Annotated in this window: 9 protein-coding genes; 1 reads left to right on the top strand and 8 read right to left on the bottom strand. The window is 43.3% G+C overall.

Annotated elements, in window-relative coordinates; genetic code table 11:
- Window positions 1–2: 2 nt before the first annotated feature.
- Both DWV85_RS06025 and DWV85_RS06020 read right to left on the bottom strand, forming a co-directional pair.
- Window positions 3–281: a ferredoxin family protein gene (locus tag DWV85_RS06025; RefSeq protein WP_008715118.1), complete on the bottom strand. Its 279-nt coding sequence runs from the start codon at window positions 279–281 to the stop codon at window positions 3–5.
- Window positions 278–1585 (bottom strand): FAD-dependent oxidoreductase, encoded by a 1308-nt coding sequence (locus DWV85_RS06020; RefSeq protein ID WP_123138304.1) that lies wholly within the window; start codon window positions 1583–1585, stop codon window positions 278–280. The genes DWV85_RS06025 and DWV85_RS06020 overlap by 4 nt, the downstream gene beginning before the upstream one ends.
- A gap of 388 nt (window positions 1586–1973) precedes the next feature.
- Between DWV85_RS06020 and DWV85_RS06015 the strand changes: the two genes are divergently transcribed.
- Window positions 1974–2435: a helix-turn-helix domain-containing protein gene (locus DWV85_RS06015; RefSeq protein WP_123138303.1), complete on the top strand. Its 462-nt coding sequence runs from the start codon at window positions 1974–1976 to the stop codon at window positions 2433–2435.
- A gap of 169 nt (window positions 2436–2604) precedes the next feature.
- Here the strand turns inward: DWV85_RS06015 and DWV85_RS06010 are convergent, their stop codons facing one another.
- The 6 genes from DWV85_RS06010 to DWV85_RS05985 all read right to left on the bottom strand — a co-directional run bounded on the left by DWV85_RS06010 (window position 2605) and on the right by DWV85_RS05985 (window position 13729).
- Window positions 2605–3927 (bottom strand): aminotransferase class I/II-fold pyridoxal phosphate-dependent enzyme, encoded by a 1323-nt coding sequence (locus DWV85_RS06010; protein WP_008603324.1) that lies wholly within the window; start codon window positions 3925–3927, stop codon window positions 2605–2607.
- A 411-nt stretch (window positions 3928–4338) separates the two neighbouring features.
- Window positions 4339–6207: a TonB-dependent receptor gene (locus DWV85_RS06005; protein ID WP_123138302.1), complete on the bottom strand. Its 1869-nt coding sequence runs from the start codon at window positions 6205–6207 to the stop codon at window positions 4339–4341.
- Between the two features lie 22 nt (window positions 6208–6229).
- Complete coding sequence (locus DWV85_RS06000) at window positions 6230–7141, bottom strand: ABC transporter substrate-binding protein (RefSeq protein WP_123138301.1); 912 nt, start codon at window positions 7139–7141, stop codon at window positions 6230–6232.
- Between the two features lies 1 nt (window position 7142).
- Entirely contained in the window at window positions 7143–10766 is a 3624-nt protein-coding gene (gene cobN, locus DWV85_RS05995) for a cobaltochelatase subunit CobN (RefSeq protein ID WP_123138300.1), read from the bottom strand.
- Between the two features lie 3 nt (window positions 10767–10769).
- Window positions 10770–12797, bottom strand: a complete 2028-nt coding sequence (locus DWV85_RS05990; RefSeq protein ID WP_123138299.1) for a VWA domain-containing protein — start codon at window positions 12795–12797, stop codon at window positions 10770–10772.
- A 2-nt stretch (window positions 12798–12799) separates the two neighbouring features.
- Window positions 12800–13729 (bottom strand): AAA family ATPase, encoded by a 930-nt coding sequence (locus tag DWV85_RS05985; RefSeq protein WP_123138298.1) that lies wholly within the window; start codon window positions 13727–13729, stop codon window positions 12800–12802.
- Window positions 13730–13784: the final 55 nt, after the last annotated feature.

Genomic DNA, 13784 nt, shown 5'->3' with positions numbered 1-13784 from the left:
ACTCACCCCTGTCTAAATTCTACGCCCTTAGCGTTACGCGGATATTTCCAAGTTTTTACGATGGTTTCGCCACAGAGAACACGGCAGGTACCGCATTCAAGGCAACCTGCGAAATCAAATGCTAAATCGCCATTCTCTTGTAATGTATATAAACCAGCAGGACAGCCATTTACGAGTTTCATTTTCTCTTCCAGACCAAAGCCAGCGCCATCCACAATGATATGAGGAGACGTTTCATCTACATAGTATTTATTGGCGCCCAAGCGCTCTTCTAATTTCATAGGGAACGCACCCCTTTCCAAGCATCACGAATCAAGGTAACTAAACCTACATCACTTACACTACTCATCAATTTTTTCATCATTGGCACTGCCCCATCACCGTTTACAGTGAATACATCGCGCATCACATTATTCACAAGAGCTGGATACTCTTTGAATATGCGAGGGTTTGATGCGAGGAAGGCAGGCATATTTTTATAAAGCTTCATGTCCTTATATAGCCAAGAGTTCTTGATTTGACGTTCATACAATTTAGCAACGCGCTCCATGTTCTCATCGCGCAAGGCTACGTTAACTGCATCGGCTGCACACATACCAGATTCGATGGCAAGGTCCATCCCACGAATGGTATACCCCAAGTTCATACACATGCGCGCCGCATCACCGACGATAACATACCCATTACCGCCCAACTTAGGCAGCGCTTTAAATCCGCCTTCTGGCACGAGATGCGCACTATGCTCCTTCAATTGGCCATTTTTTAATAATGGTGCGATTCTTGGATGGTTTGTGAAAGCTAACAGCATATCATCTACCGATTTAGTAGCTTTGCCGATATCTTCAAGGCCTACAACCATACCTACAGAAAGACTATCTTTATTCGTATAAATAAATCCACCACCTAATAGGCCATCGGTCATGTCCCCCAATGTAAGCCACGCCATCCCCTCATCGCCAGATAGCATAAGGCGATTTTCAAGCTCCTCTTTTTTGAGTTTATATACCTCTTTTACCCCTACAGCCATTGTTCTTGGATCTGTAGGGCCTGTAAGACCAGCCTGTTCCAATAATAATGTATTAGAACCTTCTGCGATGACAACTAGTTTTGCATATACTTCGTCATCGTGACAGCGAACCCCTATTACGCGGCGATGTTTACCTTCGCCTTCGGTAATAAGCTCTGTTACCTGTACATTAGATACGAGAAGAGCTCCTTTTTTCTCTGCCTCTTCTGCTAGCCATTTATCAAATTTAGCACGCAATACTACGTAGGATTCTTCATTAGGTTCACCATCTTCGTAACTATACTCGATGGTAGTCATTTCATTACCTGTGCCTATAGAAATGCGCTCTTTTGTTACCTTTCGTTCCAACGGCGCACGGTCTCTAAAGTCCGGAACAAGACGCTCCAAAGAATGTGTATAGATGCGTCCACCCATCATATTTTTAGCACCTGGTGCGGTTCCACGTTCGATAAGTAAAACTTTTACCCTCTGCTCCGCAAGGCGTAATGCTGCCGCAGAACCCGCTGGTCCTGCGCCAACAACGATAACATCAAATGTTTCATTGCGATCAATTGCCATATACTCAGCTCCTTTAAATGAAAGCTTAGACTTACATAAGTTCATATAGTATATATATTTCTCTATTTAGAACCAAAATACCTTTAAAAATTATCACAGAAAGATGAATATATTCTATATTTTTCAGAAATATATTATAAAAGTCTCTACAGGTTGTATATATACTCATTATATATTAATACTAATGTATACTTTCCCTTCTAGATGAGTGCAATAAAATTCATCAATTCGTGAAATTTATAAGTAAGTCTAGCTTTCACGGTAAAAGTAGCGTATGATAAAGGTAGCAAAAACCCTATACGGAGCAAGACGCGTATAATACGACCGCATAATGCAAGTCCACGGTCAAGGTTGGGAACTCGTTATTTTTTAATTAAGAGGAGGCCCTATGGACCCGTTAAAAATCTTGAAAGCATTATCCAATCCGCATCGGTTAGATATTATATTGTGGCTAAAATACCCTGAAAAAGAATTCGGTGTACAAGTACACGCTAATACGCTTATCGACTTTCCATATAGTGTAAGCGTTAAGAGTATACAAAAGCGCTGCGGTGTATCGCAATCTTCTATTTCTACATTTATGAGCATTTTAGAAAATGCTGAACTTGTAGAATCGCGTAAAATCGACCAATATACCTATTTCCGTCGCAACGAAGAGGTTATTCACGAATTTGGCGAATGGTACAACAAAGAAGTATCCATACAGTCTGATGAAATTGACAAATTATTAGAAACGGTTATCTTAGAAGACACTTCATATCCAGCAACTGAAGAAAGCTCTATACCTAGCGAGCAACTGGCAGTCGAAATACGTACTAAGGGACCGCATCATGATGAAGAAAGTAAATAAAAGCCCTTCCCTACTTACCATATCTAGGGAAAAACGAAAAGAGCTATAATTTTGAATATTATAGCTCTTTTTTATGTAATACTATACCATACATAGTATCTATATAACTCATAATGATAACTTATAATGCAAAAAGAGTGCCTCCCTTTGGGAATGGCACTCTTTACATTTATACATTTCGTTGTGCTTCATAAGCTCTGAATAGTTTAGATAATAATTCAGGAGCCAAGCGCAATAGTTCTGGATTTTCACAGAAGGACACGCGCAATTGTGTTTTACCAGGGTTATTATCACCGTTTTTACCGCTATAGAAACCATTGAGCGGCGCCATGAGAAGTGTATATTCCTTACCATCATCAAGGCTCACTGCACCGTGTTCGGCGCACCAGGAGGCAAATTCCACGCCGTCAAAGCCAGGTTTTGCCACCTTTCTCACATCGATTACAAAGTAAATAGACGCTTCAGGGCGAGACACGATAAAGTCCGGTTCTACCTCTTTAAACCCTTTATGGAGCTCAAAGATCATTTGACGATAGTAGTCGCGTTGTTGCTCATACCAATTGTGCAACTGCGCATAGGACTCATGCTTCAAAGCGCCAAAGATATATTGGCCCAATGTATTAGCACTAAGGTTTGCCGTATATTCCGCAACAGATTTTTCATAGCATAATTTATTATCCGTAATGATAGCTCCAATGCGAAGCCCACACGCATTCCAAACCTTACTAGCTGTTTCAAGACTAATACGGCGACCTTCGATGCCAGGCACATCTTTATCGGTTAAAGCCCAAATGCTAGATGTTTCTTTCCCCTTTTCATAAGCCAATTCGCGGTACGCTTCGTCAGAGATAATCCATAAATTATGTTTAACGCACAATTTAGTATATTCAATAAGCGTTTCTTTGCTAAATAATTGACCAGTCGGATTGTCATAAGGAATAATAAGCAACGCACCAGGTTTTGTGTCGATAATGCGCTTCTCTACAGTCTCTACGGACGGCAATTCGAACTCACCATTTTCATTGAGCTCCCGTTCTACTGTTACAGTTTTACGACCTATGCGAAGACCTACTGCATCATAATTTGTATAAGAAGGATTGAACATCAAGAGAGGGCGTTCCTCTTCACCGGCACCACCACATACGCCGAGCATGATGATTTCCATCGCCATGGATGCACCGTCTGTTACGAGTACATCAAGGCCTGTCGTATCAAAACCTTGACTGCGCAAAATATGTAGAAATGCTTCACGGCATTCATCAGTGCCCGTAGTTGGTACATATGGCACAATGCCATTGTGGAACGGACTATTGACACCACCCAAATCAAACAACCTACGCTGCATGGCGGGATGCATAGGACGCATTACATTGCCAATAGAACCATTCACCAAGATAGGTGGGTTCTTACGTTCCAAGAATTTAATTTGTCCTAGGCGAATGCCAGACGGCTTGCGAGCCATCATATACGGCGATAATTCTGGTTGTTTCATTTCGATCCAACTCCTCTAAAAATCAACCTTCTCCATGGGAAGGTTTTGATAACTGTGAAAGTAACAAAACACTTACTATACAAGCAAATATACGTTTACATCACAAAACATAAACTATGAATACCTATAGATAGATACATAATATTATAGAGCTTTTACTATAGAAAATCTATAGTTTTATAACATATACTTATTTACCTATACCCAATTTATCGGTTATTGAAAATAACTCTCATGGTGCTTAGTGCGGTCTCAATATATCATCAAAAATTATAATAAAAATGAAAGAGCCCCATAAGAGGCTCTTTCACCATGATATAGATTACATTTTGAAGCTATACAAATAACTATGATGTAATTGTCAATTATTAGTATAGCTTTATAATCGAACCATTACAGTAGTTATATCTATTAGATAGTCACTTCTACACCTAGACGGAAGTTGCGACCTTGACCTGGCCACCAGTCACCAGGGTTGCCCCAACGAACGTTAGATTGTTCTGCATAGTATGTATCAAAGATATTATTGATACGACCAAATATAGTAACATTTTCGCGTACACGATAGTTAGCGCTGATATCCGCCAACCAGTACGTTTTACGTGGGAATACATTATCTGCAGGGCCAGGACGATTAATGATACCGCGGATATCCAAATGAGCATCCCATTTAGCATCGTTGTAATCAAGGCCTGCATTAACAGCATGTTTTGGCACATACCCATCGCGATTTGCTTTGCGAGTTGGTGTCGCATCAATATGAGTATACGTATAGCCAAGGCGTGCGGACAAGTGGTTCGTCAATTGTTTACGCACATCCGCATTGATGCCACGAGCTTTTTCAGTGTCAAAATTGCGATATTGGCCTGTAAAATTTGCTGGATCTGTCATAATCCAACCGATTTTATCCTTCGTACTACGGCTGAAGAAACTAAGATTACTATTCCATGTTTTACCGAATTTGTGGTGTACACCTAAATCAAATTCATGACCTGTTTCCGGTTTCAAATTGCGATTGCCATTGAAGCCATCAAATAATTGGTATGGTGTAGGTGCCAAGAAGTACTCTTTATACGCAGCATATACATTTGTTTTCTCATTTACATCATAGCCAAGGCTGATGGATGGAGATGTATGTGTACCGAAGGAGGAATGATGGTCAACGCGGATACCAGGCGTTACAGTCCACTTAGGAGCGAATTTCCACTCATCTTGAATGAAGTAAGATGTATTTGTAAGCTTCACGCCGCCCATATTAAGCACCTTATCTTGTCTCCAATCAAAGCCGCCTACTACAGTATGGTCTTTTGCTTTATACGTAACTTGATCCCCAATACCACGAGTCTTCACATCCGTTAAGTACCCATCAAATGTTGTTTTATAATGATTGTTCATCAAGTATAATTGATGGCTCCAGCGATTACTGATTTTGTTGTTCCAAATCGCACGCAAGGAGTCATTCGCTTCATTACCATAACGAATATGGTTAAGGGCACCCAAATGGTCGGAATACATCACATCACCACGATATGTATCGTAAGCTATTTTTACATCGTTCTTATCATTGATTTTATTGCCCACCATGAAAGATGCACTATGGCTGTTGCCATGTTGCGGAACGCGCACGCCATGACCATCTTTATAGGAACCAATAATATCTTTTTGTACGCCTACACGCCAATACCAATCATTTTGGCTACCTTCGTTGGTAATTGCGTATTGCTCTAAATCATTGCTGCCACCCATCACGCGAAGCTTAGTTTGTACACCTTGCTCAGGTTTTGCGGTGATTACATTTACTACACCACCAATGGCACCGGAACCATACAATGTAGAGCCTGCACCACGTTGAACTTCAATGCGATCAATACTAGACATATCTTTCAAAATAGTCATCGGCGGATTCACACCAGCCGCCCCCATATTGATGCCGTCTACCAAATACAATACTTGGTCAGACCCATTGATGCGGAATGCATTGGAGTTCGTGTAACCTACGCCACCACCATACGTATTAATATCTACGCCCGGTACGATGTTCAAGGCTTCGTTCATATTCGTAGCATGGCGCTCACGAATATCATCGCCTGTTACTACGCCTACACTAGCTGGCACTTCTGAAAGCTGTTGTTCACTACGAGTCGCCGTAACAACAATGGTATGCGCTTCTTTCGCATCACCAGCGTCAACAGCTGATACACTAGAAGCACTCAATGTGCTACCAAATACGAGAGCTAACCCTATGTACATGGATAATCGTTGCATTCTTGATACTTTCATAAAAACCTCCACACACACTAAATCATTTGTTATATATATTTTGTGCCATAGAAACCATTGCACGAGTCATAAATTGAGAATAACTCATGACCTGCGAGGAATCTACGAGGAACACACGACGATTGGCGATGGCCTTAACCCCTTGCAAAGCAGGGTCAGAATAGAGCTGTTCTGCCGTTGATGGCGTAGTACCATCCGAAGTATAGGCCACCGATGGGATGATGATAATGTCTGGATTCGCTTTAATTAAATCCTCTCGCGTCCCATTATCAAAAGGGCCCAAGCCTAATTGGGCGGCCCCATTGGTAACCTTCAGATATTTAGTCATATCATCAAAGGTTGACCCTTTGCCACCGGTTAAACCAAATTGCGTATAAAATGCTACTACAGGGCGTTCACCGGTATGTTTATTGGCTAACTCTTCGACAGTTTTCAAATCTGCATCCATGCTAGCAATCATCTTTTCATCCGAAGCGTGTAAGAGTCCTGCAATTTCATGGATAACTGCTTTTGCTTCTTCTACCGTAGTCGGAGTCTTATAGACGTAAACGGGAATCTGCATATTCCGCATTTCCCCAATTGCATCTGGAGACATCCAGTTTGGAACTAATACTAAATCAGGTTGTACTGAAAGCATGGATTCAGCAGTTGCTTTCACATGCGTCCCCACCTTGGCAGACTCGTCAGGCACATTGTTAGGCACGGTGCCAACAGCTGCCACTCGGCTCGGATCAACCAAAGATAACACTATATCCTCTGTACTCGCAGCGATAGGGACGATGCGCTTCGGCTCACTAGGTACAGTAACAGTTACACCAGTACCATCCGTAACCTGATGTGTCGTACCCGTTGTCCCCGTCTGCGTAGGACCACAACCGACCACTAGAAGTACCATCATTACTATGGTACATATAATAGATATTCTGTGCTTCATACTAACGACCTTCTATAACCCCTTCCATGGAAATAAATAATGATTGCAAATCCTGTAATATTTCAGGCGATGCATTCCAATAGCCACGTTGAGAAGCCTCTAGCAAGGTTTCTGTAATGCGCTGTAAGGCCCAAGGATTTACATTGCGCATCCAGTCTTGTACCGTCTTGTCTAAAGCATACTTATTAGCATACCCTTCATAGACCCAGTCTGGTACGACATCACTCGTAGCATCCCAACCAAAGGTATGGGATACGACATTCGACATATCCGATGCCCCTTTGTAGCCATGTTTCATCATGGCTTGAATAAATTTAGGGTTCTGCGTTTCCCCTCGCACGATGCGGCGAATTTCGTCACCTAAGGGCCTCATCACAACACGACTGCGGTCTGAGCTATCCCCCACATAGGCGCGCGGCGCACTGCCCTTTGCGGTGCGCACCGCCGCAATGAGACCACCGTGATAACTATAATAATCATCAGCACTCATAATATGGGTTTCTCGATTATCTTCGTTCTTAATGGTCACATCCATCGTAGTTAATCGACGTTGGAACAGCCTCATGTCCTGAGGAATGTCCTTGTGCAGATGAAAGCTACTCCACTTGCTGTAAACTTGAGCAATATCTTGTACGGATTCCCAGTTTTTGCCTTCAATCAAGGCTCCCACACCCGTGCCATAAGCTTGGGGCGGATCACCAAAGATACGGAGTCTAGCCTTTTTAAGGGCCAACATAGGGTCTTCACCTTGCTCAACGAGCCAGTCCACATCATCGTGAATATGCTTTTTCACGTAGTTATCTTCCAAGGACTCGTCTAGTTCTGCCACCATTTCAACGGCTTTATCAAGCCAGCCAATGGCAGTAGGCATCATATCTCGAATGAGACCACTGATGCGGCCCATTACATCGATACGAGGACGCTGTAATTCTTCTAAAGGAATCACTTCTAAACCTGACACGCGACCACCCGATTGCCATTTAGGACGAACTCCTAACAAGTAAAGGAACTCACCTAAACACTGACCATGACTTCTAGAATTGCTCGTAGCCCATAGGATAATGCCAATCGTCTCAGGATACCGTTGTTCATTCAAAATATAGTCAGCGATAACTTGATCTGCTAACTCTATGCCTAATTGATAGGCTATCTTCGTCGGTAAAGCTCTTTCATCTAAACCATAGAAGTTACGCCCCGTAGGCAGTACGTCGACTTGACCGCTCGAGGGGGCTCCACCTGGACCGGGCTCTACATATCTGCCCTGTAAGGCATTTGAAATAGAGGTTAGCTCGTTCTTGGTGTCACCTAATTTTGGAATATACTCTCGAACGATCGCATTCGCCAAAGGTTCTAACCGTTCGGGCACTGTATAATCTGGTATATTGATCACATGCCTTACAAAGCTACGCAATTCATTCCAAATTTGATCTATGGTAACACTATATCGTATACCATCTGAATGAATTTCGCCAGCATGTTCCACCATATAAGACCAATCATAACCTAATTCTTCTGCGATGGTGGCAAGGCCTGACGCGATTTCACCTTGAGGAGTGCTTACAATAGCAGTAATAAACTCTTCTAATGCTTCCCCTTCAGGACCTTGCCCCAAGATGTGCAAACCATTGCGCATCTGCATATGTTTAAAGTCGCTCAGCTTTTCGTGGACCTCTGTAATTATATCGTCCACCGTCATGGTAGAACCTCGTTCTTTATCGATGAGATAGCACTCCATGGCCTTTTCTCGAATCACTTCACCTAGAGTAGAGACACTTTCAGGATGTTCCCGCTCAAAATGACTATGTTCATCGAGTAAGGCCTCTAATTCTTCGAACTCATCATAGAGGCCCGCTGTCGTCATCGGCGGCGACAAGTGACCCACTAAGCAAGCCGAACTACGCCGCTTGGCTTGTATGCCTTCCCCAATAATGGTTGTCCAATACGGGTAAATATTTGGCAAACTAGAAATGCCGATTTCAGGATAACAACTAGCGCTGAGGCCAGCTCCTTTACCTGGCAGCCATTCTAGAGAGCCATGGGTACCAACATGAATAACTGCATCAGCTTGAAAGACGTTCCGCACCCAGTGATAAAATGCTAAATATTGATGCGGTGGTGGCAAGCAAGGATCGTGATAAATGGCCGATACATTCTCCCCAAATCCACGGGGTGGCTGTACTGTAATCCACAGATTGCCATTGGAGAAACCTGGGATAATCACGTCATCATCGTAGACGAATACATCCCCTGGGGCTTCGCCCCAAGATTTAATCATCGCCACCTGCGTATCTTCCGGCAGCGTAGCAAAATATGCTTTGTAATCATCGCTACTTAAGCGACCTTCTGCAGAGGCTAGTAGTTCATCGGTGAGCATAGAGCGGTCATTCGTCATATGAGACGTTACCATATCCATCAAGTCTGCACTTGTTTCTGGCACCGTGTCGATGGTATAACCTTCCGCCTTCATATCTCGCAATAACCGTAGCACCGACTCAGGTGTATCAAGACCTGCGGCAGAGCCAATGTTGGAGTTCTTAGGCGGATAGTTATGTAATATAACGGCCACTTTTCGCTCCGATACAGGGATATGGCGCAATGTAGACCATTTAATAGCTCGTTGTACAATAGCAGCGATGCGTTCTTTCACAGGCAAGTACACATAGTGTCCACGCTCATCATAGGTTTGGCATGCCACAACACCGCCTTGAATAACCCCATCTAGCTCAGGCTGAGATATAGATAAATTCACGTCTAAAGGTGTTACACCCTGTGGATTCTCGGCCCAAGATTTCTCATCCATGTATATGGTATAACCCTGAACGATAGGAACATCCTGTAGCTTTAACTCCTCCAAGGTTTGAGCACCTAAGGACTGAAAGGAAAATTTACAAGTATTTATGAGCACATCAAAGGGGAATTCATCCTTCCCAAAAAGATGGTTCATGGACAGCTTCATATTCGGAATGCCTACGCGCGGATTCGAGCCATACTGACCATAAAAGATAATCGGATTGTACTGATGTTTGTAAATCTCTTCAAATAAGGCCTGTTGATACTCAATATCCCCCATAATCCATTCGTCACGGTAAAAGTAGACCGCTATAGATGGCCAATCTCGATGCCCTTCGGCATCCATAAACTCATCATAAGTTTCGTAGATATTGCCTTCTCGACCCATAATGGCTTGCCAAGGAATAAGATCTGGCTCTTCCCATTCAGAGGTAGGTTTTGTACTGAAAGCACCGTTGATTAAGCGTACATAATTCATGACCCCACTGGTTCGGCGGTAGCTTTCAAGAAGGACCCGTTTATCCTCATCCAAATTGCGATATAAAATATCTGTTTTCTTAGGTTCTACTACATCAATCCAGTATTTAGGATGATGTGCATATAACCAGCGTTCCAGACGTTCTAAGAAGGGCGAGTCTAAACCAACCCCCATATTCGTTACCAGAACTACATCGGCAGCGCGTAAGCGACTTTCAAAGTCAGCATCCCATTGAGGAGGCTTTTTCATATTGCAAAGGTCCACCTCGCCCTGTAAGAGTTCCGGGTAAGTAGCAACAGCTTTTTCTATATATTGGATTTGTTTTCCTAAATTAGAAATATACAGGAGTCGACTCATGATCTACCTCCGCGATACGCGCAAAATACTATCTGACGTAATAGAGTCCATCGCATAATAACTGCCATTCATTAATTTACACAATTCCTTAGCTAAGCCGAGCTTGATAAAGCCCGTTTCCGTATCGATAACGATACAGTCTACTGGCAAGGTCCCTAAAATACGAGCCCATTGTTTCGCCTCCCCTACAGGGTCCTCAGAAGCCCCCGAAGTAGCACGACCATCGGTAATACAAATCATTTGAATCCGCTCCGCCGAATGTATGCGAAGCAATCTATCACACATAGTATAGGCGACTCGTAAACCTTGGGCTAAGGGCGTCTTGCCCCCCGTTGGCAATGTAGCTAACAGTCGTTCTGCTCGCTCTACACTACGGGTGAAAGGCAATAATACCTCTGCGGAGTCCTTGCGAAATACAATGAGTCCCACCGAATCACGGTGAACATAAGAATCACGCAAGAGCCTCAAAATCGCACCTTTTGTCGCCTCCATTCGATGGCGAGCTGCCATAGAGCCACTAGCATCCACTACGAAAAGCTGATACGCACCAATCCGCTTTTCCCGAGCCTTTCGGCGGTAATCTTGAGGTTTTACTACAATAGATAGCCCTTTTAAATCATGACGCTCTGCTTGTGGGACCATTTGACATAAGCATTCCGATGTAACAGATTGCTCCACTACATTTAATGGGGTATCTACCTGTAATTGTTTTACCCTTTCAACGGCCCGCAATCGTTGATACGGTGCGGCTGCACGCAATGTGTCAATTAAAGCCAAATCCTCTAAAGCCTGTTCATCTTGATAGGCTCGAATCATGCGCCCCCTAGTATCCTTTGTTCTAGTCATAAGGCGCCGACCAGAACCTTTACGATACTGACGGTCTACCGTTTTAGAAGATTGCAATTTCCATTGAAAGAACTGCTTAGCTATACGGGCAACAGTATCGGGCAAACATAAAGAAGATATTCCATTAGATGTGTCACTATAAGTATTCATTGAATCAGAAGTTCCCCACTCATTCGCTGTAGACTCTAATGTTTCTGAATGATTGGACTCTCTTGATTTACCATCGTCAAAATCCATATCACTTGAGCCGGCATGACCATCGATATTTGAATTATCCAGCCCATTAGCGTTTAACTCATCAGAATGGGATTCATCACGCTTGGAATCTTCGGAATCAAAGTTATCAGAGTCGTCTACATCCGAATTATCTGTTGCTGTTTCAGTATTCTTCTGCGACTGGTTTTGTTCACTTGAATTATTTGATTCCTCTCCTTGTGAAGTCTGAGACTCAGATGTATCATTGCGCTTCATGCGATGAGGCAGTACATAGAGCGCGGCTCGTTCCGCATGTGACGGCTTGCAGTAAGAACTACCATCAAGAACTGCCAGTGATTTCATAACTTGTAATAATACATACTCTGCTCCATGACCTACGGTTCGAGCTTGCAATGCATAGGATATAGCCAGTGAAAGCATAGCATCAGGAACAGCTATAGATTGAATTCGTTTAGAATCTATTAGACTCAATAAATCCTCAGATGAAGGCTCACTTTCATCTCGCCTTCGTTGTAACACCTTCACCTTAGATTGTAGTGTAGGTACATCCATAGATACATGCACATCTACGAGTTCCCACTCCACATCATCTAAGGTTCTATCCTCATGGTTTATGGTCAGTATCAGTAGTATTTGACGACGTTTCGCTTCTACCAATAGTGCATGACGGACTTCAGGCGACAGAACGTGAGCATCATCGACAACCCAGCATCGATTACTCGTATCCCCTAACAAGCCAGATGCCATAACCATCTTACCCTGTGCAAGGGATGCTTCAAAATCGATGGACTCTTGTAGTTGTGAAGTATCTATATAAACAGGTATCAGACGATATGGAATTTGCCATTTCTCGAGGCACTGACGAAGTACATAGCTTTTACCAACACCGGTACCTCCAGAAATAACAATGGTATGAATCTGGTCGTTTACAAGGCCTATTTCGAGGGCCTCTTGTACAGATGTTTCCATATTTAGCCCTCAAGCACTGCCGATACCACTGTATCAATGCGCTCCTCATCATGACCTTGTTCTTCAAATGGCAAGCGACGTAAGCGATGTTTTAAAGCTAATCGTGCCGCCACTTTGAGGTCTTCCGCTGTAATTTGACTGCGACCGTAAAAGGCTGCATGTGCACGAGCCGTATGCATCATCGTAATATCAGGGCGATGTCCATCAACGCCGACACCTATGCTGATACTCGCTATTTGTAATAACACATCATCAGATGGGATGATGCCTGGCAATACTTCACGAGCTTGTAATAAACGTTCGTGCAGGCTACGTTCTGATTCCTTGTAAGACGCTACAAAACCTTCAGGATTGTCTCCAAAGGCAAGGCGACGCTTGATTACCTCCATACGTTGTGCCGGGTCCTGTTCACCATAGACCATAACGGACAGTCCGAAACGGTCTAACAGCTGAGGTCTGAGATCGCCTTCTTCAGGATTCATCGTTCCTACGAGGATAAAACGAGATGGATGAGAGTGGCTCACCCCTTCCCGCTCTACCGTATTCACCCCCATAGCCGCCACGTCTAACAAAATATCTACAATGTGGTCATCTAATAGATTAACCTCATCTACATAGAGAATATTTTGATGGGCAGCGTATAAAATACCCGGTTCAAAGGCTTTTACCCCCTCTTGCAATGCCTTTTCCAAATTTATGGATCCTACAACGCGATCTTCCGTAGCATTGATAGGTAGCTCAACAACAGACATCGCTGATGCGCCTGTTTCCATAGGAGGTAACAGATTCGCTAACGCACGTACAGCCGTAGACTTAGCAGTGCCTTTTTCGCCTTCAATTAAGACACCGCCGATTGATGGGTTTATGGCATTGAGCAACAAGGCCAATTTCATTTCGTCTTGACCAACAATAGCAGTAAATGGATATAGCATACACCTAACCTCACTCAGATTCGCAATACAAAATAGTCACCATACATAATAAATC

Source organism: Veillonella sp. AF13-2, assembly GCF_003603295.1.
Lineage (GTDB): Bacteria > Bacillota > Negativicutes > Veillonellales > Veillonellaceae > Veillonella > Veillonella parvula_E.
This window is presented reverse-complemented; position numbering and strand designations above follow the sequence as displayed.